Source organism: Acinetobacter sp. YH01005, assembly GCF_013420465.1.
GTDB lineage: Bacteria > Pseudomonadota > Gammaproteobacteria > Pseudomonadales > Moraxellaceae > Acinetobacter > Acinetobacter amyesii.
The window spans coordinates 25,983-52,780 of sequence record NZ_VOYA01000014.1; the positions used below are offsets into that span (position 1 = coordinate 25,983).

Sequence of the window (26,798 nt, forward strand, 5' to 3'; positions counted from 1 at the left end):
TGAATTTTTCTCTATAGTAGCACCTGATCTACAAAGACATTTTTAAAAAGTAAAACAACCACAAGTGCAGCGCGGCATATTGTGGTGTACGGGGTTGAATCACAGATGACAGCAGAGAGTTTAGCTAAGTATCGCCGTTATGTTGCGATTTCTTATGTCTTCATGTTTTTCGCTTTATTTACCCTGATTAGTGGTGTATTTGCCTACGGCTTTGCACGCAAAGTGACTCAAATCGATTCTGCAGAAGTTTGGCTCCAAGCCCAAGCGCTTTGGGTCATGCGCACCGTCGTGATTTATTCCATGATGGCCATTTTTGCCGCACTGTGGTTTATTCCTTTATTTTTCTATTATTGGGACACCTATCTTTGGGTGACTGCATGCACGGTAATTGGTGTGGTCTTTGCTGCGATTGCCTTTTTGTATTTATTAAATGCATGGATCCAAGGTCTATCCAAATTCGTTAAAAATAAGGCTGTTTTCTAAGTCGATTTATTTTTTTCCTGCCTACCCCTTGAAAAAATGGTTTGATTCCCCAATTTCAGACCACAGTTAAGTATTAAATTAAATTCCGTGAGGAGCATCGCCAGACATGGCTAAACGTGATTATTATGAGGTTTTAGGTGTATCTAAAACCGCAAGTGATGATGAAATTAAAAAAGCCTACCGTAAGTTGGCGATGAAGTATCACCCTGACCGTAATCCAGATAACCCAGAAGCTGAAGAAAAATTCAAAGAAGCTGCAGAAGCATATGAAGTTTTATCGGACAGCGAAAAACGTAGTATGTATGACCGTATGGGACATCAAGCTTTTGAAGGCGGCATGGGCGGCGGCGGTGGCTTCGGTGGCGGATTTGGCGCAGAAGATATCTTTAGTCAGTTTGGCGACATTTTCGGTGGCGCATTTGGCGGTGGTGGCCGTGGTGGTCAGCAACGCGCACGCCGTGGTTCAGACTTACGCTATGTCATGGAGCTTACCCTTGAGGAAGCTGTGAAGGGCGTGAAAAAAACCATTACCTTTACTGCGCCAGCGCCATGTGATGCCTGTGATGGTAAAGGATCTAAAAATCCGAATGACGTTGAAACCTGTAAAACCTGTCATGGTGCCGGTCAAGTGCGTATGCAACAGGGCTTCTTCTCTGTGCAGCAAACCTGTAGCACCTGTCGTGGTCAAGGTAAAATCATTAAGAACCCATGTAATAAATGTCATGGTTCAGGGGTTTCTGACCGTCAGCAAACTTTAGAGGTGACCATTCCTGCAGGTGTGGACAATGGCGACCGCGTACGTTTAAGTGGCAAAGGCGAGGCGATCCGTGATGGCCAAGCAGGCGACTTATATGTAGAAGTGGTGGTACGTGAACACGAAATCTTCCAACGTGATGGCGCTGACCTATATATGGATGTGCCTGTAAGCATTGCAGATGCTGCATTGGGTAAAGAAATTCAAATTCCGACACTCGATGGTCGTGTGAGCTTGAAAGTACCTGAAGGGACTCAAACTGGTAAATTGTTCCGCTTACGTGGTAAAGGTGTGAAGCCTGTACGTACCAGCATGACCGGTGACTTACTCTGCCGTATCGTGGTGGAAACGCCTGTGAACTTAACGGCTCGTCAACGTGAATTGTTGAAAGAGTTACAAGACACGATGGATGGCGATGACAATAAATCATCTCCGAAGAAAAAATCATTCTTCGACCGTTTGTTTGATTAATTGAAATGATTTGCTTGAGTTCGCTGTGATGTGAACTCAGGTATAAAAAAGCCTGCATAATTGCAGGCTTTTTTATTGAGCGTTTTAAGGTTTCGGCTGTGCTGTAGGCGGTAATAAACTCTCATAGCTCATGTCGAGCCTATAGATATTTTTAAGACGCTGTAGCTGATGACGTGCTTCAGCCTCACGACCATTAAATGCCAATAAACGTGCATATTTAATGATGTGGTATTTCGCTGGATAGCTGCGAACCAATTTTTCAGTATCCTGAATGGTTTGTTCAGAAACGATGGAATATGGATTTAAACGAATAATCGCTACCCGATGTCTAAATTCCGTGAGTAAATAGATCGGCGCATGGTTGGTGATTTTCTCCGGTGTTTTTTCATATTTTGATGCCTGACCCAGCTGAATCGCTGCATTGGCATAATCGCGATAAATCACCGTAATCAGCACGGCGCCAATCACGAAAACAATGCGGATAAACCACGGAGACAGACTCAATGTAGCCGTCTGTGATTTCGCTGCTTGAAGAATGCCGATAATAAAACCCGCAGGCAGTAAGAAGTATGCGTAGTTTTGCGGAAACTCCAACATGGCATGAATAACGAAGACACCGACCATCAATAGGCCAATCACAGATAATGCAGACTTGGCTAACTTCTGTAATTGGATGCCCCAATAAGCGAAATAGGCCAAGAACGGCACACCAATAATGGCGCCATTCCACAATAAGAAATCCAAAATAAAGTTGTGTGAGCTACGAATCCATACAGGCCCTTGTACCGTGTCCGAGATCGAGACAAACGCGCTACTGGTTTGATGCCAACCATAGCCAAACCAAGGCTGTGCAGCTACGGCATGCGCCATTTGTTGCCAAATGGCTAAACGAGACATATCTCCACTAGCACGTTCGGCTACGTCACGACTTTCTTGAATATTCATGTCGGATATTTGGCTCATGATTTGACTTAATTTTGGCATCAATACAATCAGTGCCACAAAGCCCATAAACCAGGCCAAGCTGTAAAACCAGCGAAGACGGATATAATCTTTGTACTGTGCATAAGCCAAATAGACTAGGACACAGATACTTGCCACCCAAGAGGTGCGAGATTGGCTGAGCGCGACCCCAATTAAAATAGGAATTGCACAAGCGACCAAATAGCGGGTTTTAACTTTTTGCTGTTCATAAACATATAAGCAGGCTAACAAGGACATGAGCAGAAACGTGGCCATGTTATTTGGCTGAGCAAAGTTTGCAAATGGGCGCGTAGTTCCACTAATTTTCATCACAAAAGGAAGAAACGAGTCGAAATCTAACCACTGACATATTGCGATGAGCCCCGTCATGACCCCAGAAGCAACAAAGGTATAGCTCAGGTATAGGAAAGTTCTTTCGCGTTTTTCCGTACCTTGCGAGAGGCTAAAACCAAGATTGATACACAGCCAAAAGCTGAATACAAACAGCATACAGAGCAAGGCGATACTAAAATAATATACCTGCCCAAAAGCCAGTTGGATGAAGGGAATCAGCGCTAAGAGCAACAGGGGCAAGGAAATTTTTGCCACCATGAGCTTTTCTTTAAAGAACGTTGCCGCTAAAGCAAACAGGGCAAAGAAGGTATAAAGCTCACCGGTATACGTGGCCCAAGGTCGGTAATGAATCGGAATCAGCCATGCCAGTGCAATACAGACTGCCGCACAAAGATACAATAGGGTTTTCATGAATATTCAAGATCAATAGAACGCGCCTATCATACCGTGAAAATGCCTAAACTTGGTGAGGGAATAGTCAGCGTCTGTCGTAGAAGTTGATTTGCACAATGACTCCAGAAAATGCAGGATTTTTTTGTTTGTAACTTAGCCTGCGCATGGAGTTTTGATATAGTAAGACCAATTTCGAATCAACATTAGGAAAATGTTATGTCAGCAGCTCCACGTATTGGTATCTTGGGCGCAGGCGGTCGTATGGGACGCATCTTAATTCAAGCGGTTCAGCAAGCTGGCTATCAATTGGCTGCTGCGGTAGAACGTCCTGAAAGTAGCTTGGTCGGTGCGGATGCTGGTGAACTTGCAGGGATTGGCGCGGTTGGCGTAAAGGTTGTCGGTAACCTTGCTGAGGTTTTAAAAGATTGTGATGTCGTGATCGATTTTACTGCACCTGCAGCAACGGCACAGCATCTTAAACTTTGCCGTGAAGCAGGCGTTGCGATTGTCATTGGTACCACAGGTATGAATGATGAGCAAAAAGCTTATCTCGATGAAACAGCAACAGAAACCCCAGTGGTCTATGCAGCGAACTATTCTGTCGGCGTAAACGTTTCAATCAAACTTCTTGAATTGGCATCAAAAGTATTTGGCGATACTGTAGATATTGAAGTGATTGAAGCTCATCATCGTCATAAAGTTGATGCACCATCAGGTACAGCGCTAATGTGGGGCGAAGCCATTGCCGGTGCTTTAGGACGTGACTTAAAACAAGATGCTGTGTATTGCCGTGAAGGTCATACGGGTCCACGTGAACGTCAAACCATTGGCTTCCAAACGATTCGTGGTGGTGACATTGTCGGTGAACATACTGCGATGTTTATTGCGGATGGCGAACGAGTTGAAATTACCCATAAAGCGACCAACCGTATGAACTTTGCCTCTGGTGCAGTACGTGCAGCTGCATGGGTAGTCGGTCGTGAAGCACGTAAGTACGATATGAAAGACGTACTGGGTTTTAACGATATTGACGTATAAAAGTGCGTTAAAATCCGTTATAACAACAGCATAAAATTAAAATAAGACGATCAATGGAATGAAAAAAGTCATCTTTATGGCCTGTGCTGTCGCATTCACTGCGGCAGTACAAGCGAAAACTATGGATAATGCCAAACTCACGATTAATAAAAATAATATTAAAGTTTGGACCTACCAAAATGCTCAAAATCCTGTCTTTCAATACAAAGCTGAAACCAGTTTTGATGTGCCCATCGAAAAAGCGGTTACCCTGATTTTAGATGTGGAAAATGCAGTGAATTGGGTCCCTTATATGGGCAGTGTCAAAGTCTTATCCCGCGATGACCAGAAAGGTGAATTCAGTTTATATATGGTGTTGGATTTTCCTTTTCCCTTAAAAGACCGTGATTTGGTGGTACAAGGCAAAATGCGTAAAGATGCACAGGGCATTATTAGCATCCAAAATAAAGCGGTGAAAAAAGGTTATCCGATCAATCCCAATTATGTACGCCTAACCGACTATGAGGGAGATTGGACCTTCCAGCGTTTAGGCAATCAAAAGGTCAAAGTGTCGACCTATGGCTATGCCAATCCGGAAGGTTCCATTCCGCTCAGTTTCGTGAATATGTTCGTGCAGCAGCAGCCTTATCAAATGCTACAAAAAATGAAAGTGCAGTTGGGTAAAAGCAAAACTGTTGCGACCTTTCCCGAAATTTTAAAATAAGCAGCAGTAATGATTCAGTTCAATATGAACGATCAATGACTTTGCATCTCAGGCAGGCGAAAAGCAGTCAACTGCTGCATGTGCTGTGCTTCTGGAAGTTCGATACTGAGTAAGGTCTGTTCTGGAAATTGATGCGGATGTAGCTTGATTTGAAATTGCCGCGCGGTCATTTGTTCACAGGCAAAGCGAAGTTTGGCTTGCTGCGGCATGATATTCATGCCGTTTTCAGATTTGGCTTTATAAATATATAGCTGCTGATGTAACCCGCCGCTGGTGATCGGTTGGATCTGCTCAAGTTCATATTGCGTCAGTTTTTGGGCACTCAAAAAACCTTGAATTAAAGATTTACAGATAAAATTTTGCTGGCTTTGAGCTTGAGTGTGCTGTTCGGGTTGGCACGCCATAAGCGTGAGTGTGCTGATGATGATTAGACCCGCTCGAAGCTGTGTGAAGTCATTCATTTAATTGTCCCCCTATCGTTATTTTTGAGATATCAACCTGATGCCATCAGCTTAAATCTGTTAACTTAATGGGTACAGATACAAGAATGATTTAAAAAAGGGTACAGATGGCTTTTCAATATCAGCAGCTTGCGCAGCAGTTGGCACAGAAAATTTATAGTGGTGAATTGGCCGCAGGGCAGCGTCTGTATGCGCTACGTCAATTTTCACAGCAGCATCAGATCAGTTTAAATACCGCGAAACGCTGCTATGAATTACTTGAAGCGAAAGGCCTGATTTATGTCAAAGAAAAGTCTGGTTATTTTGTGCAATCCTCACAGAAAGCCCAGCAAATTGCCGTGCCGAATCATCCTGATTTTGATTCCCGACCACGTGAAATTTCGAATTTAGAATTGCAAATTCAGATCCATGAAGCATCTGCAAATAGTCGCCTGATTCATTTGGGTTCAATTCAGTTGTCCCCAAATTTTGTTCCTGTTGAAGCAATCAGACGTTCAATTCAAAGGGCATTAAAGCATTGTAAACCAGAAGATTTTTTATATAACAATCGGCAAGGTCATCCACAATTGCGTGAAGCTTTGTCGGCACATTGGGCTGAAGATGGTTTTTACATGCCTAAGGATGATATTTACATCAGCAATGGTTGTATGCCTGCTTTGTCAGTGATGTTGCAAAATCTGAGTGCGGAAGGGGAGAGTGTCATTGTTCCGACGCCGAACTATAACGGGCAATTGCAATTATTGGCTTTATTGAAGCGGAAAATTGTTGAAATTCCTGCCAATACGGAAGGTTTTGATTTAGAGCGTTTAGAGCAGGCGATGCGGGATTCAGGCGCGAAAGTATGCTTATTGACTGCAAATTTTCAAAATCCTTTGGGTTTTTGCTTAAGTAATGAAGATAAGGAACGAATTGCACAACTGGCTGAAAAATATCAATGTTATGTGATTGAAGATGATATTTATGCGGAGTGTAGTTTCAATGCAAAGCGACCATTGCCTATCAAATATTGGGATCGGGCGGGCTACGTGATCTATTGTGCGTCGATTTCAAAATCTTTATCGCCTTCTTATCGGGTGGGGTGGTTTTGTCTTCCACCACATTTGCAACATTTGCGTCCGAAATTACTTTTGCAAAATGATTCGGTGAATACGCCTTTGCAGTTAGGACTTGCCGATTTGATTTTTAGTCGTACGTATCGCCAACATCTTGCTGAATTGCGTCCTAAATTAATGGTGCAAGTCGAGCAGTATCGTCAGTATATTTACGATGCTTTTCAAGGGGTTGATATCTGTCTAAATCGGCCTCAAGGCAGTTATGCTCTGTGGTTGCAGATGCCTGAACAAATAGACAGTTTGGCGCTGTATTACCATGCGCAAAAACATGGCATCAATATTGTGCCAGGTTTAATTTTTGGTGAGGACAATCGTTATAACAATTGTATTCGCCTAAATGCAGGGCATGAGCTATCGACAGAAATTCAGCAGGCCATTTTGTTGCTTGCAGATTGGGTGCGTAAGGAATGCAGAAACACAAATGTCATCTAGATTAATGAGTCCATAAAGCATACAAAAAAAGCCTGCATGCAGCAGGCTTTTTGGGCTTAGATTTTTGCCGTTAAAAATCAGCTTTCAACACGATACGATAACGCACGTTTCCTGAATGCAAACGTTCAATCGCTTCGTTCACCTGTGACATTGGATACATTTCAATTTGTGGAGCAATATTTTGACGTGCAGCGAATCGAAGTAATTCACGCAGTGCTGCAGGAGAGCCAGTTGATGAGCCAGTGACAGATTTAGCACCACTGATCAGCATACCTGCGGGGATTTGCATCGGCTCAAGTGCTAGGCCGAGCATGTGAACGCTTCCATTCGGTGCCAAAGTTGAAAGATAGGCTTGCCAATCCAACGTCACATTGACCGTGCTTAAAATTAAATTGAACTTACCACGTTGTGCTTTAATCGCGGCAAGATCACGACTATTCACCACATGGTCAGCCCCCATAGCTTTAAGTTCATCGGTTTTATCTAAGTTTGAACTGAATGCGGTAATTTCACAGCCCCAAGCTTTGAGCAATTTAATCGCCATATGACCTAAACCACCAATGCCGATCACGGCAACATGGTGAATGGCCTGAATTTGGTGCTGTAAGATGGGATCAAATACTGTAATCCCACCGCAGAGCAGAGGGCCAGCACTGGTTGGATCGAGATCATCTGGAAGCGGAATAACCCATTGCCAGCCCGAACGGACTTTGTCGGCAAAGCCACCTGCATGACCGACGATCGTCGCTGTCTTGGTTCCAGTACATTGCACTTGGCGACCATCGATACATGGGTCACAGTGTTGACAACTTTCTGCTGTCCAGCCAATGCCCACACGTTGTCCGATTTTCAGTCCTTTGGCTTCGCTGCCGAGTTGGGTAATGGTTCCAATCACTTCATGCCCTGGGACCACAGGATAAACCGAACATTTCCAATCATTTTGGATAATAGAAATATCTGAGTGACAAAGACCGCAATACTCAACTTTGACTTCAACCTGATGGGCTTGTAATTCACCTGCATCAAATTGGTAGGGAACAAGGGCTTCACCACTGTTCATTGCTGCATAGGCGTGGATTGTATTGTCACTCATTATTCTATCCTTTATGTTTTGAGGTCATTCTTCGTGCGTGTATTTAAAGTCACAGTGATTTTCATGATCATTGACCATGCCGATAGCTTGCATCAGAGCATAGCAAGTCGTTGGGCCGACAAATTTAAAGCCATGCTTTTTTAATGCTTTGGACATGGCCTGACTTTGAGCGGTTTGTGCAAGGGCGCTGCGATATTCAACTACATCATTATTGGCAATTTGACCTTCGACAAAACTCCAAAGAAATTCCACTGGATGAATCCCTTGGGCTTTTAACTGTTGCCATGCTTTTGCATTATCTCGAATGGCAGTGAGTTTGCCGATATGACGAATCAAACCTGAATCTTGTAATTTTTCTTGTAATTGTAGGTCACTCAACGCTGCGATTTCGGCAATGGGATATTGAAAAAAATGCTGCTGATAACAGGCCCGCTTTTTCAGCACAGTAATCCAAGACAGCCCTGCTTGTTGTCCTTCAAGACACAGCATTTCAAAGAGATGCTGCTCATCAAAACTAGGTTTAGCCCACTCAGTGTCGTGGTAGGCAATATACAAAGGATCTTCGGAGCACCAAGCACAGCGTTGTATCGTCATGTTGAATGCTCCTTTTGACTTAAATTTTAAAGACAGTCCATTGATCGTTTTTATTGTCCCAATACAACAGTTCCGCTTGATCGAGATCGGCAAATTGAATCCATACATCTTTACCCGATTTGTCTGCGTAGCCGGTGCTGATGAGTAATGCTTCTTCAGTGATCTCCATGATCCAGCCCTGATAAGACTGTCCATTGAGGCTGATTTTTTGTTGATTACCAGATTCTGCAAATTCCACCAGACGATTGATCAACGCTTCTGACATGTATGTTTCCTAAAATTAACGTAAATACGGATAGGGGTTAACGGCATTGCGACCTTTACCACCCAAGTAAATGCCATAATGCAAATGTGGTGCAGTATGTCGAGCATTGCCAGTATTACCTACATAGCCAATGACATCACCTTTTTTGACATAGTCGCCGACGTTTAAGCCACGTTTATGACCATCAAGATGCGCATAATAATGCCAAGAACCTGCGGGCCCCATAATCCATATCACTTTACCACCCAAATTGTTATTACGTAAGTCAGCAACTAAACCTTCTGTAGCACTGAGAACTTTTGTTCCACGTGGAACAATAATATCAATGCCTTCGTGGCTTCGTCCTTGGCTACGCGCTGCGCCCCAAGTATCCTTGAGCGCACTTCGTTTGACTTGATGAACAGGAACAGGCAATTGATTGGATAAACGCATGTTTTGTAATTTTTTCACTTCATGAGCAGGCAATGTACTGCCTGATGGTTTGGGTGGAGTCGACGTACAGGCGCTGAGTAAAAGCAAAATAAAACCAATACCGCCGAACAACCCTTTGCGAAGCTGAAAAAATCCTTGAGTCACATTTGTCCCTTTACAATTGATGAGCAGTTCAAAACTATGGCATAGAATGGCTTTCGAGTTCTAGCGTAGAAATAAGTTTTTTCATGGCGGTTGGAATACCGAGTGCAGTGGCTTGTATCGGGGTATACCACTGTGCGTTGCATTCAATGGCTAAATGCTCTTTTTGATCGGCAGCAACGGTAAATACAGTAGCTTCTAAAAGCCAAGTGAAGTGGGTAAAGCTATGTGATATCTGCACTTGAGTGGTGGTAGGTTTCAGTCCAAGTTGCTGAGTGTGGGATTGAAACTCATGGGGTTGATCAAAAATAGGTAAACACCACAGACCGCCCCATAGACCGCTATTCGGACGTTGTATCCACAGCCATTCTCCTGCAGATTGAATCAGCATGACTTGAGCCTCTCTCACTGGAACAGGCTTTTTAGGCTTTTTATAAGGTAATTCAGTCTCTAAACCTTGTGCATGTGCTTTGCAGTGCTGTTGCATGGGACAATATAAACAGAGCGGTTTTTTCGGCGTGCAAACGGTTGCACCCAGATCCATAATCGCTTGGGTATAATCGTGGTTGCGTTCAGTGGGGCAGAGCTCTGTCGCCAGTTGCCACATGGCCCGTTCATGTACAGGTTTCGATAAATCATCTTCTATAGCAAAGAAACGAGACAATACTCGCTTGACGTTGCCGTCCATAATCACGCCATATTGTCTTAAACCCAAAGACATCAGCGCACCCGCAGTAGACGGGCCGATGCCTGGTAGTTCCATCCACTGCTCAAGATTGCTTGGAAAATGTCCCTGACGTGCAACAATACCCGCGGCTTTGTGTAAGTTCCGAGCCCGTGCATAGTAGCCTAAGCCAGCCCAATAGGGCGCCACATCATCCCAAGAGGCATGGCCTAAATCTTCAACAGTCGGAAACCGTTGAATAAATCGATCAAAATATTGTAAGACGGTTTTGACTTGAGTCTGTTGTAGCATAATTTCTGAAACCCATACTTTGTAAGGGTCATCCTTCACTTGCCACGGTAAGTCATGACGACCATGGACATCAAACCAGTCGAGAAGGGCATCAGAAAAGTTAAACATGCAATACAGTCAAAATTGAAAAAACCTGCCTAGTATACATCTTTCAATAGGCATTCTTTTTGTTCAAAACGAAAACTGTATATCAGGGGAAATGCAAAAATAGTGGCCATCAAAAAAGGAGCCGAGGCTCCTTAGTGAGTGTAAATTTAAAGTTTAGCTTTTAAAGCCCCAGCGGGTATCGAGCGCCAATGTTTGGTTTTCATAACGTGGAATAATGTGAATATGCACATGTTCAGTGGCTTCGCCAAAAACTTGTCCATCATTAAACCCAATATGAAAGCCAGTAGGTTGATAGCGTAAATTTAATTCATTACGCGCTTGTTCAAGTAAGGACATTAAACTTTTACGTTCTTTATCAGTAATTTCAAAAAATGAACCAACATGACGTAGTGGGACAATGACAGCATGCCCTTTAGACAGTGTATGTGGTTCAGGAAGTACAACACCAAAATCATTTTTTGCAATCACGTCATATTCGTCAAAATTGCAATATGGACAATTGAGTTCTGTCATTGTGCTCTCCTCATTTTTATAAATTAAATATTGGTATTGGTTCTTAGCGCTTTAAGAACTAAGCTGGCGTGCTAACAAGGCATACATGGCCGCTAAGCTTTGTTGTTCTGCAGCAGCGTTATAAGCTAAATCTACGCCGTTTGCTTTGGCGCGTTCATCCGCCATCGGGTTGCTAAAGCCATGTTTTGCACCTTCAAAAATATTGATTTGATACTGCACTTGGGCAGCATCCATTTCATTTCTAAAGGTTGCAACATCATCTAAGCTCACCATCGAGTCGAGCTCACCATGTTGCACTAAAATCTCTGCTTGGACTTGTCCTGTTTGTGCAGGAGTCGCTGTAGCAAGTGTTGCATGGAAGGTCACCACAGCTTTTAATGCAGCACCTGAACGAGCTAAATCCAGCACGACTTTTCCGCCATAGCAAAAGCCTATAGCTGCGAGTTTATCTGCATTTACTTCTTTTTGCTGTGCCAAAGTGTTTAATGCAGCAGACGCACGGGTCACAATGGTGTCGGCATGATCAAAAGTTTGCATCATCCATTCATAAGCTTGCTTGGCATCTGTGGTGACTTTTTTGTCACCATACATATCCAAAGCGAAAGCAGCATAGCCTTGTTCAGCCAATTCGCGCGCACGTTGTTCGGTATATTCATTGCGTCCCCACCATTCAGGGGCAACTAACACACCTGCGACTGCAGTGTCTGACTCTGGTGCGGCAAAATAGCCAAAAAGTTGAGTTCCATCAGCTGCTGTATATTGAATTTCGCGAGTCTTAATTTTAACGGTCATGGTCAAATCCTTATGTGCGGCTACACAGTTGATGGAGATTTAAAATAAAGGGAAATTGGTTTTTGTGAAATAAATATAAGATATCAATGTGAATTTTAAGTCAAATCAATCAAAAAAATTGTAAAAGAAAATAATGGAAAGAAGAAATATTGAGGAGCACCGAGATTTGTCGATGCTCCTAAAGAGAGTATTGTTATTTCGGGAGAACTTCAATGAGCTCTACATCAAAAATCAGCGTGCTATTTGGCTCAATGACGTCTGCTGAACCAATTTGACCATAGCCTAAATTTGCAGGAATGAAGAAGCGATATTTTGCACCTTCTTTCATCAACTGTAGACCTTCTGTCCAACCCTGAATGACTTGACTCACTTGGAACATCGCAGGTTGGTTACGTGCAATTGAACTATCAAAAACAGTGCCATCAATTAAGCGACCTTCATAGTGAACTTTCACTGTTGAATTGGCTTTGGGTGATTTACCTTTGCCGGCTTGAATGACTTGATACTGCAGGCCAGATTTCGTGACCAGAATGCTCGGTTTTTTGGCATTTTCAGCAAGGAAAGCTGCACCAATGGTGGCATTCGCATCCGCTTTTTGTTTCAGTTCAATCAGTTGTTTCGCTTCGGTTTGCTTTTTATATTGGGTTAAGGCACGGGTCATTTCTTCATCTGTTAGTGACGAAGCTTGACCTTTAGATGCTGCCTTTAAACCTGCAACAAATGCATCAATATCTAAATCCTTAATGGATTCAGCATTACTGCGTCCCATTAAATAACCAAAACTATAACCGACTTGTTCTGCAGCACTACTTTTATTACTGACATCTTTGGCAAATACAGTGCTTGAGCAGAGTGCCAAACACAACATACTGATCTGTAATTTCATGACCGAGTCTCAAAATAAAGCAGGAGAGCGAAAAGCTCTCCTGTACCGGTTTTATTATTTAACTTCAATGAGTTCTACATCAAAAATTAAAGTACTGTTCGGTGGAATCGTTCCCGGAACACCTTGAGCACCATAACCTAGGTTTGAAGGAATATACAAAGTGGCTTTGCCACCTTCTTTCATTAACTGTAGACCTTCAGTCCAACCTGGAATCACTTGGTTCAACGGGAATTCAATTGGCTCGCCGCGCTGTACTGAGCTATCAAATACAGTGCCATCTACTAACTTACCTGTGTAGTGAACTTTAACAACTGATGTAGCTTGCGGTTGTTTACCTGTACCTTCTTTCGTTGTTAGGTACTGTAAACCAGAAGCAGTGGTTTTAACCCCAGCTTTACTTTTGTTTTCTGTTAAGAAATTATCGCTGCTACTTTGTGCTTGCTTATTGCTTTCGAGCTGCTTGTTTTGCATTTCTTGCTGGAACTCAGCATATGCTTTTTGTAATTCTTCTTCAGTATATGCAGGTTTTGCACGAGCATGACCCGCACGAACGCCAGTGACAAAGCTATCAATATCTAATTCTGGAGGCGTTTGATGGGCAACTTCATAACCAAGTGCATAACTGATTTTAGCGACAGCAGAAGCATTTGCAGCTGGTTGAGTTGATGTTGCTGATTGCGTAGCAGGTGTTTTAGTTGCATAGTAAACAGGAACAAGTGCGGCACCGCCGAGTAATACAGCGACAGCGATAGGTAGGGCCTTACTCATATATTTTCCCACAATTATTTTATATGTAAAAAGTTGCTGAAATTCTAGCAGACTTTTCCTGTTCAGCGCTTACCTATCTCTATGATCAGGTAAGGTGCAGGAAAGATCATCATAGTCATGTTCTTATTTTTATACTATAACGGTATGAATATATAAAACATTTTTTATACAGAATGATGCATGCAACATAAATTTCGAAAATAAAAAAAGCCACCGTATTCGGTGGCTTTTTTGAATAGGCTTGAATTAGTCTTGGTCTTTTGAAGCTTTATAACCATAAGAATAGTTATAGCCATAACCATAACCACCTGAGCTACGTTGAATGTCGTTTAGAATAATACCATTGACCTTCACACCCACTTGTTCAAAGCGGTTCACGGTTAACTCTAGTTCTTTCAACTGAGTTTTCGCATAACGAGCAATCACCAAATTCACACCAGCATATTGCGAAATAATGATACCGTCTGTCACCGCAAGTACAGGAGGGGTATCAATGATCACATGATCAAACATCGGTGAAATCAAATCTAAGAATTCTTTGAATTTACCAGAACTTAAAAGCTCAGATGGATTAGAAGGGCTTTTACCACGAGTAATCACACTCAAATTTGGAATTTCAGTGGTTTTAATGATGCTGTCTAGATCACGCTGACCATTTAAATATTCAGAAAGACCTGGTTGGTTGTCATGATTGAAGTATTTGTTTAAATAACCACGACGTAAATCGGCATCCACAATTAAAACACGTTTATCACTTTGCGCAAGAATCGTAGCTAAATTGGTCGAGATAAATGATTTACCCACTTCAGGTGCTGGGCCTGAAATCATAATTAAATTATTTTTGGCGCTACTCATTGCAAAATGAATCGCGGTACGCATGCTACGCAGGCTTTCAATAGCAATGTCATCGTTATTTTTAACTGCAAGAACAGGAATAGTTTTCTTTTTCTTTAACAGTTTAATACGACTTTCTTGTACTGGTGAACGCGGTACAGTGGCATAAACAGGAAGGTCGAGATTATTTTCAATTTCTGAAGAATCTTTAATTCCTGAGCGAAGCATGTTACGAACAAGAGCAATTAATACACCAATAAAACCGCCTACAAATAACGATAAAATCAGAACAATTAATTTTTTCGGCTTAATTGGTCGTTCAGGTTCAACAGCTGTGTCGATGATACGGACATTACCAATTTCCCCAGCATTTGCAATTTTAAGCTGTTGGTAGCTGTTAAGAAGCGATGTGTAAAGCTCAGTATTTACTTTGACATCACGATAAAGTTGTAAGTATAAGCGCTGTGTTTCTGGGAGTTGTTTAATGGACTTGTTTAATTCTTGAGTCTTTTGATTTAAAGAATTTACCTGTGCATTGATTTCAGCCATTAAAGGATGATCAGGTGTATATTTAGCAGACAACTCAGCTTGTTTCTGTTTTAACTCAATGCGCATTTTCTCAAGCTCAATATTTTGTTTGAGCATGAGTTCAGCTTCTTGAGTGACATCTACAGTATTGTATTTTTCACGAAATTCATTGAATTTAATTTCAGACTGTTCAAGTTGTTGCTTTAATTCAGGGAGTTGTTGATCCAAGAAATTGAGGGTTTGTTTGGATTCTAAAGATTTACGCTCAATATTTTGTTGATGATAAATTTCTAAAATATGATTCAGTACATTGGTAATGTGCTGTTTATCTTCTCCAGCATAATTTAAACCAATGACACCTGTCATTTTCCCTTTTTCAGCTACGCCATAATTTAATTTTAAATTTTTGACAGCAGAAGGCAGTGAGAGTTTAGATAAAATAAAAGTGTGTTCAAATGGCTGTGTACTTGAAATGTTAATTTTCCAAGTTCCATAGCCATCAACAAATTGATTCAGTTTATTTAAACGACCTTCAAAGATTACCTGATCTTTATGACTTAAGGTAAATTTAGAGTCTGCTTTGAAATCTAAAGTGAGTTTTTTATCCAAATAATAATCCGGAACATCAAACTCTTTAACTAAAAAATTATGTTGCTTGGTGCTATAACTAACGCCCTGGCCATCAAATTTCAATTGACCTTTTTCTGAAGATAGAAGTTTTTTAAAGAAGCTATTATTTTGATCTTGGATACTGATATTTAGATTGAGGTCATCAATCACTTTACCTAACACCATACGAGAATTTAAGATCTCAATCTCTGCATCTGCAGGGGATTTTTGACCGAGGCCGCCCGAGACTTCTTTGAGTTCACCTAGTAATGCGGCAGACGCAGCACTTTTGCCATCTTCGACTTGAACTAAAGCATCCGTAGAATATATGGAAGGTGTGGTTCGAATATAGAGTAGTGCACAGATTAAACTTAATATGATGCAAAGAGCAATAATTTTCCATTGAGCAATCAGAGAAAAAAAGAGCTCTTTTAAATCAATAGTATCTTCTTCAGTTTTTGAGGTTTGAGTCATAGTTTAACAACTGATTATTCAATAATTTATATTAAAAATGTGGCAACCAATCCTGAACATATTTGCTTATGTTTTTGCAGGATTCATTAAAAAAGTCTTGATCGTGTTGATAAGGGTCAGGAACATTTTTTCCTTGCCAATGTCCTAATCGAAAGACTTTGCCTTTTGCAAACGGCCATTGCTTTTCTATATGTTGAGCCTGATTTGTGCTCATCACTAGAATTAAATCTGCTTGCTTAATTAAGGATGCATTGATTTGTTTTGCAATATGTGGACGCATATCAATATTGAATTGGTCCATACAATGGATTGCTTTTTCATCTGCTTGATGTCCGACCATTGCGGATAATCCTGCAGATTCAATCTGTTGATTTGGGCAATTCGTTTTCAGGAAATATTCTGCCATCGGGCTACGGCAAATATTTCCGACACAGACAACGAGTATATTTTTAAATGCCATAATTATTTCCCAAGCTGATCAAAACTATAAAGTGCGCTTGAGAATGGAATGATTTGATTGACGACACGCTGCCAACGAGTCAAGCCAGTTGCATCAATGTAAACAATGTCATTCTTTTTCATGGAAAATTGATTGGCTAATGCTAAATTACCAATGCTACTCAAATTTAAGTGATAGATTGTCGACTGTTTCTGCTCTAAATCTGTACGCATTACATAAATTCTAGCTGCACTGGCTGAGTAAGGGTTAATCCCTTCACTTTCACCCAATACATCACTTAATGACATGCCTTGGTCACGCAAGTTAATCGCTTGGCTTTTACTTGATTCACCCATGACATACAGTTTTTGATCTTGTTTTGTATTTACAAAAATAGTGTCATTTGGTCGAATTAATAAATTATGAAGTGATAAACCATTTTTTTCGAGTTGAATGGTATTTAAATTATACGTAGAACCATTACGAATGAGTTGAATATTAGTGGTGTCGCCAGTTTTGGTATCAATCCCGCCAGCTTGACCTAATGCTGTATAGAGGCTGATTGGCTGATCATTTAAGGTGTATTGCCCACTTTTAAGTACTTGACCATTCACGAAGTATCTTTTGCCTTCGTAAGATAATACTCTGACGACCACATCTGGGTGTTTCAAATATTTACTAAATTGGCTGCGTAGATATGTATTCGCTTGAGCAAGCGTTTTCCCAGCAATTTTAACAGACCCAACTAAAGGAAGTTGTACATTACCGTTAGGGTCGATGGGATAACCAACAGCTTTTACATTGGTTGCATCTTGAATTGGTGGTGTAATTTCGGGATAAGCCCAAAGTTGGATCGAAAGAACGTCACCTGCACTTAATTTATATATGGATTGCTGATGCTGAAATAATGTTTGAATTTGAGCAAAATTTTGTGAATTTGCTTGAGATATAGCAGGAATATTATTTTGTGTTAAAGGTACAACATTTAATTCAGCACCTTGATCTGTTTGGTAAGAACCTTGTTGCGGTAAATCATATGTCTGAAGTCCAGGGGTCATTGCACATCCTGTAATTCCTAAACTCAAAACCAGCATAACGCTATAACGATAGTAATTCACTCGAATATAAATCCTATTTATAAATTTGAATGTTTTTGAACGGGCCAATGAACCCTAATTGTACGTTTCAGACTGCAAAATTCTATACTATTCGTGCTATTTAATATAGTTATTGATGTTTTAAAACGTAATTCCATTAAGTTTTTTATAAAATATAAAAATGTAGCTGATACTTTGATCCTAACAAAACAGCATATAAAAAAAGGACCATAGATTTGATCTGTTTGAATCTTGAAGTATGACTTTTTATGTATGTTTAGAACATCATTACACAATCGAAATTTGATTTTCTGATATAATTTAACGCTATTTACAACATAACGATGATTGATAATTCATCGATGACATAGGCTTCAGTATGTTACAACTCTCCGAATTAAAAATTGCCATAATCGGATTAGGTTATGTCGGTTTACCGCTAGCTGTTGAGTTTGGAAAAAAAGTACCCGTTGTGGGTTTTGATATTCATCAAAAGCGTATTGATGAATTACGTAGCGGACGTGATCATACCCTAGAAGTTTCTCCTGAAGAATTAGCACAATCAGCTCAATTAAGTTACAGCGCAAATTTAGAAGACTTAAATGACTGTAATTTTTTTATTGTTACTGTTCCAACCCCGATTGATGAATATAAACAACCAGATTTAACTCCGTTGGTGAAAGCCTCAGAAAGCATTGCGAAAGTGCTGAAAAAAGACGATATCGTGGTGTATGAATCAACGGTTTATCCGGGTGCAACGGAAGAAGTTTGTATTCCTGTTTTAGAGAAGAACTCAGGTTTAACATTCAATCAGGATTTTTATGCAGGCTATAGCCCTGAGCGTATTAACCCGGGTGATAAACTGCACCGTGTGACCAATATTTTAAAAATTACTTCGGGTTCAACACCAGAAGTTGCTGATTATGTTGATACAGTTTATAACCTGATTATTGAGGCAGGTACACATAAAGCAGCCAGCATTAAGGTTGCAGAAGCAGCCAAGGTGATTGAAAACACCCAGCGTGATGTGAATATTGCCTTAATTAATGAATTGGCTTTAATTTTTAATAAAATGGGCATTGATACGGAAGCGGTATTACAAGCGGCTGGTACTAAATGGAATTTCCTTCCATTCCGTCCAGGTTTGGTTGGTGGTCACTGTATTGGTGTCGACCCGTACTACTTGACTCATAAAGCGCAAGCGATTGGCTATAACCCAGAAATTATTTTGGCAGGACGTCGTTTAAATGATGGCATGGGCGCATATGTGGTGACGCAGCTTGTTAAAGCGATGCTGAAAAAACGCATTCAAGTAGAAGATGCCAAAGTCCTCATTTTAGGCTTAAGCTTTAAAGAAAATTGCCCGGATATCCGCAATACCCGCATCATTGATATTGTGAAAGAACTGAAAGAATATCATATCGATGCCGATGTCTATGACCCTTGGGTGGATGCGACTGAGGCAGAACATGAGTACGGTATTAGCCCTGTGCAGGCGCTGGAAAATGGCAAATATGATGCAGTAATTTTAGCGGTTGCACATGAACAGTTTAAAGCCATGGGTGCAGATGCGATCCGTGCTTTAGGTAAATCTGAGCATGTATTGTATGACTTGAAATATGTGTTATCTCAAGCCGAATCTGATTTGCGTTTGTAAGAGGACATATTTTTCATGAATCAATATCAACAGGTCTGTGAGCAATTGAAAGCACAGCCAAAAACATGGTTAGTGACAGGCGTTGCAGGCTTTATCGGCTCAAACCTTTTAGAAACACTACTGAAACTTGATCAAACCGTAGTGGGTTTAGATAACTTTGCCACAGGTCATCAGCATAATTTGAATGAAGTTCAAAGTTTAGTATCTGCTGAGCAATGGGCGAAATTCAGTTTTATTGAAGGTGATATCCGCAAATTAGAAGATTGCCAAAAAGCCTGTGCAGGCGTGGATTATGTACTGCATGAAGCTGCTTTAGGTTCTGTACCGCGTTCGATTGCCGATCCGATCACCACCAATGACACCAATATCAGTGGTTTTTTGAATATGTTGACTGCTGCGCGTGATGCAGGTGTAGCCAGCTTTACATACGCAGCCAGCAGTTCGACTTATGGTGATCACCCCGCATTGCCAAAAGTAGAAGAAAACATCGGTAAGCCATTATCTCCATATGCAGTGACGAAGTACGTCAATGAATTATACGCAGACGTATTTGCAAAAACTTATGGGTTTAAAGCAATTGGCTTACGTTATTTCAACGTGTTTGGTCAGCGCCAAGATCCAAACGGTGCTTATGCTGCGGTGATTCCGAAATGGACGGCATCCATGATCAATGGTGAAGATGTCTTCATCAATGGTGATGGTGAAACCAGCCGTGATTTCTGTTTTATTCAAAATGTTGTACAAGCGAATATTTTAGCTGCGACAACTCAAAGTGATGAAGCAAAAACTCAGGTTTATAATGTTGCACTAGGTGACCGTACTACGTTGAATGAGTTATATCGTGCCATTCAGGCAGCGCTTGCAACTAATGATGTGAACTTTGAGCGTGATCCTGTTTACCGTGAGTTCCGTGCAGGTGATGTACGTCATTCACAAGCGAGCATTGCCAAAATTGAGCAAGGTTTGGGTTATACACCACAGTTTAAAATTGCCGAAGGCATTCAATTGGCCATGCGTTGGTATGTCAATAACTTAAAATGATCTTGAACCGATGATTGCGAAACTCTTCGCAAAGTATCAGTCTATTGGACTGATTACACTCAGTTTATTGGTCGGTGCGATAATGACATTTATCGCACTTCCTGTTTTAACGCGTCTATATTCTGTTGCAGACTTTGGCGCGTATGGCATAGCTTTGGCGATTGTCAGTGTGCTTTCAACAGTAGCCAATTTGCGTTTGGATCAAGCGCTGTTAGTCGCTGAGGAACATGATAAAAAAAGTCTGATTTTTGAAGGGGCGGTGTTTTCAACAGGCATTGCAATCATCAGTGGCATTGTCATTAGTTTTATTTTAAATGTTGAAATGGCAGGGGCTGTTGCCACAGGTGTGCTTGCCAATACCCTGATTCAAAGCCTATATAATTATCAATTTTCCGCACATAAAGAATATTTTTGTGCAGGTTTAAATATTTTTAGAAGTGCCATTGTCGTGTTGGTGCAACTCTCGTTGCCATTCGTGATGCAGATCAGCTTGGTGAATAGTTATAACGTCAGCTCGATTATCATGATTGTGGCGGTGCTGATTTATTTACTAAAACATCAACTTTATCAAGTCAGTTGGCAGGCTTTTAAAAATTATAAAGATTTCATTTACGCCAATACACCGCATGCCTTGCTGAACAGTTTTTCACATAACTTGCCGTATTATGTGGTGTCGCATTTTGTTGGTGTGCAGGCGATGGGTTTTTATGCCATCGTCGAACGGACTTTACGTGTACCGATCAATCTGATTTCACAAACCCTACGTCAGTTTTTTATCCGTAAGTTTAAAACTACAGATTCAAATAAAAATGCCTTGAAGGCCAGTATGCTTTTAAGTTTGATGTCACTGCCTCTTTTTGCAATTTTCTTTATCTTGCCTGAATCGCTATATCTCTGGATTTTCGGTTCTGAATGGGTTGGCATCTCAACTTATTTCCAAATTTTGGCGTTGGGCTATTGGGCGATTTTCTGTAATCCGCCAAGCTCAGCTTTTTTGATTGCTAAGCGCAATAGCCAAGTGCTGTTTAAGTTGCAAATCGTAGAACTCATGATTAAGTTCGCTTTATTTGCAGGCTTCTATGCAGTCTTTGCTGATAAAGTATATATGTTGCTTGCGGTGCCTGTAGCACTGATCATTTATAACTTTGCCATTTTATATGTGGTGTGGAGAAACAAAAGCTGATGTTTTTTAAACTGTTAAAACTGATGAATTGGCTCACTGCACAATGCCGTCAGCAATTTTATAACCTGGCTTTTGGTACGAAATTGCGTTATTTCGGTAAAGCCTGTACGGTCGAAATTAGTGGACAAGTGAAGATTGGTCAGAATGTTTATATTGGCGATCATGTCAGTTTAATTGTCGAGCAAGGTGCAAGCTTAGAAATCGCAGATAACAGTTTTATAGGTGAAAGTTGTTACATCAAATGCTTTGGTGGCAAGGTTTCGATTGGCAAAGACGTCAGCATTAACTCGAAGTCATTTATCAATGGTTGTGGCGGTGTGAGCATTGGCGATAACACCCGTATTGGCACGCAAAGCATCATCATTGCCAGTAATCATAAATTTGGTGAACCTGATGTGTTGGTGAAAGATGCGATTACCAAACAAGGCGTGAGTTTGGGTGAAAATATTTGGCTTGGTGCACGGGTGACGGTACTTGATGGTGTGAAAATTCCAAGTGATTCGGTGATTGGCGCGTGTAGCCTCGTCTCGAAACCTTTGGATGAATCAGGTGTCTATGTCGGTAGTCCTGTTAAAAAAATCAAATCGCTCTGATCTTTTTTTTCATCCTGTATCGTGACTGCGGTTTCCATATCGTAAAGTAGATTTTCAGCGTAAAATATTCAGCTTAATTTTCTCCCTTTTGATTTTCTGATCCTGACATAGGTCATGCGTATGGCATTTATGGTTTCTGCTTTTCGACAGCTGTTTGATCTTGCTTATTTTATGGCGAAGGGCAGTGTGGCTTATGCACGTAAAAAAGGTGTGAAAGTCGGTGAAAACTGCCGAATCTATATTAAAAGTTGGGGCTCAGAACCGTTCTTGGTTAGCATTGGCGACCATGTGACGGTCACTTCAGGGGTGAAATTTATTACCCATGATGGCAGTACCTGTCTAGTCAAAGATGAGCAAGGGAAGCGCTATCAACGCTTTGCCCCAATTCAAGTTGGTTCGCATGTGTTTATTGGGGTCAATACAATCGTTATGCCCGGTGTGAGCATTGGCTCAAATGTGGTGATTGGTGCAGGCTCAGTGGTGACAAAAGATATTCCTGATCACAGTGTGGCGATTGGCGTACCTGCCAAAGTGGTATCCAGTTTTGTCGACTATCAAGCCAAAATTCAAAGCACTTGTGCCAGTGATAGTGAGCTGGTAGGTATCACGGATTATCGTGAGCGTGTTGAGCGTGCCATGGCGATTCAAGCCTCAAAAACACCGCATTAATATTCTCCCATTTTAAAATTTAGGTTTGATTATGTTGAATAAAGTCATGTTCTTTTTGCCAAGCTTGGGCGGTGGCGGTGCAGAACGTACAGTCATTCAACTGGCGAACAGTTTTGCAGAACAAGGCTTAAATATTCATTTGGGCGTGTGTGATGTCACAGGTGACAAAGCCAAACTCTTGCCTGAAGTCAGCCCGAAAATTCAATTGGTGAATTTTAATTGCGGTCGTGTGATGAATAGCATCACACCGTTAAAGATGAAGCTGAAAGCTGAGCAATATGACTGCTTGGTGGCAACGCAAACTCATACTAGTATTGTGGCGGGTATTGCCAAAAAACTGGCAGGCGTTCAAACCGCATTGATCTTGCGCGAAGTATCGACACCCTCTAAAAATATGAAGTTGCAGGGCATTGCCAAATTTGTGCTGAAAACTTTGGTGAATTGGACTTATCCCATAGCACAGCAAGTGGTCTGTGTCTCGAAAGGCGTAGAAACAGATTTTCGTGAATACTACAGCTATAAGAAAAATAACCTGAGCACCATTTATAACCCTGTATTGGACGATGCCTATTTTGAAAAGCTCAAAGCACCAGTCACACACAAATTTTTAAATGGTGACCATAAAGTGATTTTGGCAGTGGGGCGTCTCACTGAAGCAAAGAACTTTGGTTTTCTGATCCGCTCCTTTAAAGCCTTGCATGATCAGCATCCTGAAACCCGATTATTGATTTTAGGTGAGGGCGAACTGCGTGCAGAGTTTGAGGCTTTAGTTGCTGAATTGGGTTTAAAAGACGTGGTGGATTTGCCGGGCTTTGATGCCAATCCATACGCTTATTTTAAATATGCATCGCTATTTGTTTTAAGCTCGAATTGGGAAGGCTTGCCGGGTGTACTTATTCAAGCCTTAGCCTCTAAAGTGAAAGTGGTGAGTACCAACTGTCCAAGTGGACCAATGGAAATTCTAGAAAACTCTAAGTTTGGTTTGTTGGTGGAATGTAATGATCAGGCAGGTTTAACCCAAGCGATACAGCAAGCGATATTTGCAGATTATGTGCAATATCAAGATGCTGATTTTGAATCACATATTCAGCAGTTTCATAAGCAAACCGTACTCAAGCAGTATTTGCGAATGATGGAGTCGGCGGCATGAGCAAACCTTTGATGGTACATGTGATCACCAACTTTGCAGGCGTGGGTGGTGCCGAAATGATGTTGGCACGCTTAATTCAGCAAACTGAACATGACTATCAGCACGTGATCATTGCACTGATGAAAACTTCCGAGGTGTATCAAAGTACTTTAGAGCGTTGTCAGTCGCATTATGCGCTCGGTTGGAATGGTTTAAATACGCTGAGTACGGTGAGTAAGCTGCGTGCATTACTCAAAAAGCTGCAGCCCGCAACGGTGCAATGCTGGATGTACCATGCCAATGCATTGACCAGTCTCAGTGTTATTGGTTTAGCGAAAAAACCAAAGGTCGTATGGGGTATTCATCATTCTCTTGCTTCTCCTAAAGATGAATCAATCAGCACCAAGATTGCCTTGGGCATAAGTAAAATACTATCACAGCAACCTAGTGCTATTATTTATTGTGCGCATTCGTCTATGCAGCAGCATCAGGCCTTCGGCTTTAAAAATGGCAATAGCCAAGTGATTGCCAATGGTGTGTTTCTCGATAAATTTCAGCCTAATCCCCAATTGCATGAACCAATCGTGATTGGTTTTGCAGGGCGTTATCACACGGCCAAAGGCTACCCTTATTTGTTTGAAACGATGGGCTTACTCAAGGATCAAGACATCATCTTTAAAATTGCAGGTAGCGGAGCGAGTTTAGAGAATCCTGAAGTAAAGGCTTTATTTGATCAATATCAATTGGATAGTCAAAAAGTCCATTTATTGGATCAAATCTCAGATATGCCTGCTTTTTATCAATCGATTGATGCATTCCTCATGACTTCAATTACCGAAGGTTTTCCGAATGTGTTGGTCGAAGCCATGGCATCAGGTTTGCCTTGTATCAGCACCGATGTTGGTGATGCGCAATATATTGTGCAAGAGCTTGGCGAAATTGTACCGCCGCGCAATTCGGCTGTATTGGTGCAAGCAATTTTAAATTATGTGCAGCAAAGCAATGATCAAAGATTGCAGTTGAAACAAGCCGTGCGTGAGCGCGTAGAAGCACATTTCAGTATTGAGAAAGTGAGTCAGCAATATATGCAAGTTTGGGAGCAAAGCCGTTGAAATTTCTGATGATCAGCAGTTTTTTGCCTTCTGTTTTAAATTTCCGTGGGAAACTGTTGGAAGCTATTCATGCACAAGGCTACGAAATTCATATTATGGCGCCTGAATTCGCATCATTCCCTGAAGAACAGCAAAAACTGCAAGCCCTTGGCTATCATCTGCATGAAATTCCCATGCAGCGCACAGGCACCAATCCACTGGCAGATTTAAAACTGTTAAAACATCTCTATCAGAAGATTCGTCAAATTCAGCCTGACTACGTACTGTCCTATACGATTAAGCCTGTGATTTATGGCACGCTCGCGTCATGGCTGGCGAAAGTGCCGCATCGTTTTGCTTTAATTACTGGTCTGGGTTATGCCTTTCAAAATGTAGAAGCGGGTAAGCGCAGTCTATTTCAAAAACTGGTGCATGGCTTATATGCGCAAGCGCTCAAACGTAGCGACAAAGTTTTTTTCCAAAACCCAGACGATTTAAAGCTGTTCCAAGACATGCACTTACTGGATGCTAGTAAGCCGACGGTGGTGGTGAATGGTTCAGGGGTGAATGTGCAAGACTTTGATGTCTTGCCCTTACCGCAAAATGATGTGGGGACAGTTAAAGCCTCATTTTTACTTATTGCACGGCTTTTGGGTGATAAAGGTGTGCGCGAATACGCTGAATCGGCGCGCATTATCAAAGCACAATATCCTGAATCGGAATTTCATTTGGTCGGTTGGATTGATGATAATCCATCAGCTATTTCTAAAGCCGAACTCGATGAATGGATTGCCGATGATCGCCTCAAATATTGGGGCAAACTCAGTGATGTCCGTCCTGCAATTGCGGAAAGCTCGGTCTACGTGTTGCCCTCCTACCGTGAAGGCACGCCACGTACGGTATTAGAGGCGATGGCTATGGGACGGGCGATTATTACCACCGATGCACCAGGTTGTCGTGAAACGGTATCGCACGGTGTGAATGGTTATTTGGTCGGAGTGAAGTCTGTAGATGATTTGGTGCAATGCATGCAATACTTTATTGAAGATCCAAAACTGATTGAGTATATGGGACAACGTTCGCGGGAAATTGCCCTGAATAAATATGATGTGCATCAGGTAAATAAACATATGCTTGCTGAAATGGGAATCATCGATATCAATTTAGAGTCTGGCGCATGTTGATTAAATACATCAAAAGCGATTTATATCGTTATACGGGAAAAGTCAGTTTTAAATTGTTTATTAAAAACTACCTATTTAATCGCGGCTTTAATTTTTCATTTTGGTTACGTATTGCCAGTTCAAAAACGTTTTTAGCAAAACTTGCTTATCCCATTTATTATTATAAAAGAAAGCAATATGGGATCGATATTCATACCACGACTAAAATTGGCTATGGCTTATATATTGGACATGGTGGACCTTTAGTTATTAATCCCACAGCAGAGCTTGGGCATAACGTCAATTTATCTCAATTCACAACGATTGGCGCCAATGGTGGTCGTCGAGCAGCCAAAATTGGTAATAATGTTTATATTGGACCTCATGTCTGTATCGTGGAATCAATTACGATTGGTGATAATTCAACGATTGGCGCGGGTAGTGTGGTGACGAAAGATATTCCTGAAAATGCTACGGCTGTAGGAAATTATGCCAAAGTGATTCACATGAATAATGCAGGTCAATCTGTAAATAGACGTTGGACAGATCTTGACTAAAG

Annotated in this window: 28 protein-coding genes; 14 read left to right on the top strand and 14 right to left on the bottom strand. The window is 41.4% G+C overall.

The genetic code is table 11. The annotated features are described in order from the left end of the window. Positions 1-105: 105 nt before the first annotated feature. Positions 106-483 (top strand): hypothetical protein, encoded by a 378-nt coding sequence (locus FTT72_RS10915; protein ID WP_078194105.1) that lies wholly within the window; start codon positions 106-108, stop codon positions 481-483. A 106-nt stretch (positions 484-589) separates the two neighbouring features. After that, positions 590-1,708, top strand: a complete 1,119-nt coding sequence (dnaJ, locus tag FTT72_RS10920) for a molecular chaperone DnaJ (RefSeq protein WP_180026213.1) — start codon at positions 590-592, stop codon at positions 1,706-1,708. An 84-nt stretch (positions 1,709-1,792) separates the two neighbouring features. On the opposite strand, the gene FTT72_RS10925 is transcribed toward dnaJ, so the two are convergent. Beyond that, positions 1,793-3,436, bottom strand: a complete 1,644-nt coding sequence (locus tag FTT72_RS10925) for a PglL family O-oligosaccharyltransferase (protein WP_180178353.1) — start codon at positions 3,434-3,436, stop codon at positions 1,793-1,795. A 198-nt stretch (positions 3,437-3,634) separates the two neighbouring features. Here FTT72_RS10925 and dapB point away from each other — a divergent pair, with 198 nt between their 5' ends. Together dapB and FTT72_RS10935 are read left to right on the top strand one after the other, a co-directional pair. Continuing rightward, positions 3,635-4,456: a 4-hydroxy-tetrahydrodipicolinate reductase gene (gene dapB / locus FTT72_RS10930; protein ID WP_078194102.1), complete on the top strand. Its 822-nt coding sequence runs from the start codon at positions 3,635-3,637 to the stop codon at positions 4,454-4,456. A 58-nt stretch (positions 4,457-4,514) separates the two neighbouring features. Beyond that, on the top strand, positions 4,515-5,159 hold the full coding sequence (locus FTT72_RS10935; protein WP_180178354.1) for an START domain-containing protein: 645 nt from the start codon (positions 4,515-4,517) through the stop codon (positions 5,157-5,159). A 32-nt stretch (positions 5,160-5,191) separates the two neighbouring features. Here FTT72_RS10935 and FTT72_RS10940 read toward each other — a convergent pair whose 3' ends face one another. Continuing rightward, the gene (locus FTT72_RS10940; protein ID WP_257222997.1) at positions 5,192-5,620 is read right to left on the bottom strand and encodes a hypothetical protein; all 429 of its coding nucleotides are present in this window, start codon (positions 5,618-5,620) and stop codon (positions 5,192-5,194) included. A 107-nt stretch (positions 5,621-5,727) separates the two neighbouring features. Here FTT72_RS10940 and FTT72_RS10945 point away from each other — a divergent pair, with 107 nt between their 5' ends. After that, positions 5,728-7,164 carry a PLP-dependent aminotransferase family protein gene (locus tag FTT72_RS10945; protein ID WP_180178355.1) on the top strand — a complete coding sequence of 479 codons (1,437 nt, stop codon included), beginning with the start codon at positions 5,728-5,730 and terminating at the stop codon, positions 7,162-7,164. A 70-nt stretch (positions 7,165-7,234) separates the two neighbouring features. On the opposite strand, the gene FTT72_RS10950 is transcribed toward FTT72_RS10945, so the two are convergent. The 12 genes from FTT72_RS10950 to FTT72_RS11005 all read right to left on the bottom strand — a co-directional run bounded on the left by FTT72_RS10950 (position 7,235) and on the right by FTT72_RS11005 (position 17,710). Further along, positions 7,235-8,257 carry an NAD(P)-dependent alcohol dehydrogenase gene (locus FTT72_RS10950; protein ID WP_180178356.1) on the bottom strand — a complete coding sequence of 341 codons (1,023 nt, stop codon included), beginning with the start codon at positions 8,255-8,257 and terminating at the stop codon, positions 7,235-7,237. 24 nt (positions 8,258-8,281) lie between these two features. Beyond that, on the bottom strand, positions 8,282-8,851 hold the full coding sequence (locus FTT72_RS10955; protein ID WP_180178357.1) for a DNA-3-methyladenine glycosylase I: 570 nt from the start codon (positions 8,849-8,851) through the stop codon (positions 8,282-8,284). Positions 8,852-8,870: 19 nt separating this feature from the next. Further along, the gene (locus tag FTT72_RS10960) at positions 8,871-9,116 is read right to left on the bottom strand and encodes a hypothetical protein (protein WP_078191630.1); all 246 of its coding nucleotides are present in this window, start codon (positions 9,114-9,116) and stop codon (positions 8,871-8,873) included. Positions 9,117-9,131: 15 nt separating this feature from the next. Continuing rightward, positions 9,132-9,659: a M23 family metallopeptidase gene (locus FTT72_RS10965; protein WP_168379469.1), complete on the bottom strand. Its 528-nt coding sequence runs from the start codon at positions 9,657-9,659 to the stop codon at positions 9,132-9,134. A gap of 67 nt (positions 9,660-9,726) precedes the next feature. Beyond that, positions 9,727-10,773, bottom strand: a complete 1,047-nt coding sequence (gene mutY / locus FTT72_RS10970) for an A/G-specific adenine glycosylase (protein WP_180011066.1) — start codon at positions 10,771-10,773, stop codon at positions 9,727-9,729. A 153-nt stretch (positions 10,774-10,926) separates the two neighbouring features. Beyond that, the gene (locus FTT72_RS10975) at positions 10,927-11,286 is read right to left on the bottom strand and encodes an HIT family protein (RefSeq protein WP_078191628.1); all 360 of its coding nucleotides are present in this window, start codon (positions 11,284-11,286) and stop codon (positions 10,927-10,929) included. 51 nt (positions 11,287-11,337) lie between these two features. Next, positions 11,338-12,078, bottom strand: coding sequence for a dienelactone hydrolase family protein (locus FTT72_RS10980; RefSeq protein WP_180011067.1), 741 nt, complete (start codon positions 12,076-12,078; stop codon positions 11,338-11,340). Positions 12,079-12,271: 193 nt separating this feature from the next. Continuing rightward, positions 12,272-12,964 carry an FKBP-type peptidyl-prolyl cis-trans isomerase gene (locus FTT72_RS10985; RefSeq protein WP_180073496.1) on the bottom strand — a complete coding sequence of 231 codons (693 nt, stop codon included), beginning with the start codon at positions 12,962-12,964 and terminating at the stop codon, positions 12,272-12,274. A 54-nt stretch (positions 12,965-13,018) separates the two neighbouring features. After that, positions 13,019-13,732: an FKBP-type peptidyl-prolyl cis-trans isomerase gene (locus FTT72_RS10990; protein ID WP_078191625.1), complete on the bottom strand. Its 714-nt coding sequence runs from the start codon at positions 13,730-13,732 to the stop codon at positions 13,019-13,021. A 246-nt stretch (positions 13,733-13,978) separates the two neighbouring features. Next, on the bottom strand, positions 13,979-16,177 hold the full coding sequence (locus tag FTT72_RS10995) for a polysaccharide biosynthesis tyrosine autokinase (RefSeq protein WP_180178358.1): 2,199 nt from the start codon (positions 16,175-16,177) through the stop codon (positions 13,979-13,981). Positions 16,178-16,208: 31 nt separating this feature from the next. Further along, positions 16,209-16,637, bottom strand: coding sequence for a low molecular weight protein-tyrosine-phosphatase (locus FTT72_RS11000; protein ID WP_180178359.1), 429 nt, complete (start codon positions 16,635-16,637; stop codon positions 16,209-16,211). A gap of 2 nt (positions 16,638-16,639) precedes the next feature. After that, the gene (locus FTT72_RS11005; RefSeq protein ID WP_218953491.1) at positions 16,640-17,710 is read right to left on the bottom strand and encodes a polysaccharide biosynthesis/export family protein; all 1,071 of its coding nucleotides are present in this window, start codon (positions 17,708-17,710) and stop codon (positions 16,640-16,642) included. A 382-nt stretch (positions 17,711-18,092) separates the two neighbouring features. Here FTT72_RS11005 and tviB point away from each other — a divergent pair, with 382 nt between their 5' ends. From tviB to FTT72_RS11050, 9 genes are all read left to right on the top strand, one after another. After that, positions 18,093-19,370 carry a Vi polysaccharide biosynthesis UDP-N-acetylglucosamine C-6 dehydrogenase TviB gene (tviB, locus tag FTT72_RS11010; protein WP_180178361.1) on the top strand — a complete coding sequence of 426 codons (1,278 nt, stop codon included), beginning with the start codon at positions 18,093-18,095 and terminating at the stop codon, positions 19,368-19,370. A gap of 15 nt (positions 19,371-19,385) precedes the next feature. Further along, entirely contained in the window at positions 19,386-20,411 is a 1,026-nt protein-coding gene (locus tag FTT72_RS11015; protein ID WP_180178362.1) for an NAD-dependent epimerase/dehydratase family protein, read from the top strand. Positions 20,412-20,421: 10 nt separating this feature from the next. Further along, positions 20,422-21,594, top strand: coding sequence for an oligosaccharide flippase family protein (locus FTT72_RS11020; RefSeq protein WP_180178363.1), 1,173 nt, complete (start codon positions 20,422-20,424; stop codon positions 21,592-21,594). After that, a complete protein-coding gene (locus tag FTT72_RS11025) occupies positions 21,594-22,187 on the top strand; it encodes a DapH/DapD/GlmU-related protein (protein ID WP_180178364.1) in 594 nt (197 codons plus the stop codon). Before FTT72_RS11020 ends, FTT72_RS11025 begins: the two co-directional genes overlap by 1 nt. 120 nt (positions 22,188-22,307) lie before the next feature. Then, positions 22,308-22,856 carry an acyltransferase gene (locus FTT72_RS11030; protein WP_180178365.1) on the top strand — a complete coding sequence of 183 codons (549 nt, stop codon included), beginning with the start codon at positions 22,308-22,310 and terminating at the stop codon, positions 22,854-22,856. Between the two features lie 31 nt (positions 22,857-22,887). Then, positions 22,888-24,006 (top strand): glycosyltransferase, encoded by a 1,119-nt coding sequence (locus FTT72_RS11035; RefSeq protein ID WP_180178366.1) that lies wholly within the window; start codon positions 22,888-22,890, stop codon positions 24,004-24,006. Next, positions 24,003-25,097: a glycosyltransferase gene (locus FTT72_RS11040; protein ID WP_180178367.1), complete on the top strand. Its 1,095-nt coding sequence runs from the start codon at positions 24,003-24,005 to the stop codon at positions 25,095-25,097. Before FTT72_RS11035 ends, FTT72_RS11040 begins: the two co-directional genes overlap by 4 nt. Further along, on the top strand, positions 25,094-26,260 hold the full coding sequence (locus FTT72_RS11045) for a glycosyltransferase family 4 protein (RefSeq protein WP_180178368.1): 1,167 nt from the start codon (positions 25,094-25,096) through the stop codon (positions 26,258-26,260). Before FTT72_RS11040 ends, FTT72_RS11045 begins: the two co-directional genes overlap by 4 nt. Then, entirely contained in the window at positions 26,254-26,796 is a 543-nt protein-coding gene (locus FTT72_RS11050; protein WP_104498391.1) for a serine O-acetyltransferase, read from the top strand. Before FTT72_RS11045 ends, FTT72_RS11050 begins: the two co-directional genes overlap by 7 nt. Positions 26,797-26,798 lie beyond the last annotated feature (2 nt).

Excerpts from the sequence above, each read along its gene's own strand:
- FTT72_RS10915 (WP_078194105.1), top strand. The coding sequence starts at position 106 with ATGACAGCAGAGAGTTTAGCTAAGTATCGCCGTTATGTTGCGATTTCT.
- dnaJ (WP_180026213.1), top strand. The coding sequence starts at position 590 with ATGGCTAAACGTGATTATTATGAGGTTTTAGGTGTATCTAAAACCGCA.
- FTT72_RS10925 (WP_180178353.1), bottom strand. The coding sequence starts at position 3,436 with ATGAAAACCCTATTGTATCTTTGTGCGGCAGTCTGTATTGCACTGGCA.
- dapB (WP_078194102.1), top strand. The coding sequence starts at position 3,635 with ATGTCAGCAGCTCCACGTATTGGTATCTTGGGCGCAGGCGGTCGTATG.
- FTT72_RS10935 (WP_180178354.1), top strand. The coding sequence starts at position 4,515 with ATGAAAAAAGTCATCTTTATGGCCTGTGCTGTCGCATTCACTGCGGCA.
- FTT72_RS10940 (WP_257222997.1), bottom strand. The coding sequence starts at position 5,620 with ATGAATGACTTCACACAGCTTCGAGCGGGTCTAATCATCATCAGCACA.
- FTT72_RS10945 (WP_180178355.1), top strand. The coding sequence starts at position 5,728 with ATGGCTTTTCAATATCAGCAGCTTGCGCAGCAGTTGGCACAGAAAATT.
- FTT72_RS10950 (WP_180178356.1), bottom strand. The coding sequence starts at position 8,257 with ATGAGTGACAATACAATCCACGCCTATGCAGCAATGAACAGTGGTGAA.
- FTT72_RS10955 (WP_180178357.1), bottom strand. The coding sequence starts at position 8,851 with ATGACGATACAACGCTGTGCTTGGTGCTCCGAAGATCCTTTGTATATT.
- FTT72_RS10960 (WP_078191630.1), bottom strand. The coding sequence starts at position 9,116 with ATGTCAGAAGCGTTGATCAATCGTCTGGTGGAATTTGCAGAATCTGGT.
- mutY (WP_180011066.1), bottom strand. The coding sequence starts at position 10,773 with ATGTTTAACTTTTCTGATGCCCTTCTCGACTGGTTTGATGTCCATGGT.
- FTT72_RS10975 (WP_078191628.1), bottom strand. The coding sequence starts at position 11,286 with ATGACAGAACTCAATTGTCCATATTGCAATTTTGACGAATATGACGTG.
- FTT72_RS10980 (WP_180011067.1), bottom strand. The coding sequence starts at position 12,078 with ATGACCGTTAAAATTAAGACTCGCGAAATTCAATATACAGCAGCTGAT.
- FTT72_RS10985 (WP_180073496.1), bottom strand. The coding sequence starts at position 12,964 with ATGAAATTACAGATCAGTATGTTGTGTTTGGCACTCTGCTCAAGCACT.
- FTT72_RS10990 (WP_078191625.1), bottom strand. The coding sequence starts at position 13,732 with ATGAGTAAGGCCCTACCTATCGCTGTCGCTGTATTACTCGGCGGTGCC.
- FTT72_RS10995 (WP_180178358.1), bottom strand. The coding sequence starts at position 16,177 with ATGACTCAAACCTCAAAAACTGAAGAAGATACTATTGATTTAAAAGAG.
- FTT72_RS11000 (WP_180178359.1), bottom strand. The coding sequence starts at position 16,637 with ATGGCATTTAAAAATATACTCGTTGTCTGTGTCGGAAATATTTGCCGT.
- FTT72_RS11005 (WP_218953491.1), bottom strand. The coding sequence starts at position 17,710 with ATGCTGGTTTTGAGTTTAGGAATTACAGGATGTGCAATGACCCCTGGA.
- tviB (WP_180178361.1), top strand. The coding sequence starts at position 18,093 with ATGTTACAACTCTCCGAATTAAAAATTGCCATAATCGGATTAGGTTAT.
- FTT72_RS11015 (WP_180178362.1), top strand. The coding sequence starts at position 19,386 with ATGAATCAATATCAACAGGTCTGTGAGCAATTGAAAGCACAGCCAAAA.
- FTT72_RS11020 (WP_180178363.1), top strand. The coding sequence starts at position 20,422 with ATGATTGCGAAACTCTTCGCAAAGTATCAGTCTATTGGACTGATTACA.
- FTT72_RS11025 (WP_180178364.1), top strand. The coding sequence starts at position 21,594 with ATGTTTTTTAAACTGTTAAAACTGATGAATTGGCTCACTGCACAATGC.
- FTT72_RS11030 (WP_180178365.1), top strand. The coding sequence starts at position 22,308 with ATGGCATTTATGGTTTCTGCTTTTCGACAGCTGTTTGATCTTGCTTAT.
- FTT72_RS11035 (WP_180178366.1), top strand. The coding sequence starts at position 22,888 with ATGTTGAATAAAGTCATGTTCTTTTTGCCAAGCTTGGGCGGTGGCGGT.
- FTT72_RS11040 (WP_180178367.1), top strand. The coding sequence starts at position 24,003 with ATGAGCAAACCTTTGATGGTACATGTGATCACCAACTTTGCAGGCGTG.
- FTT72_RS11050 (WP_104498391.1), top strand. The coding sequence starts at position 26,254 with ATGTTGATTAAATACATCAAAAGCGATTTATATCGTTATACGGGAAAA.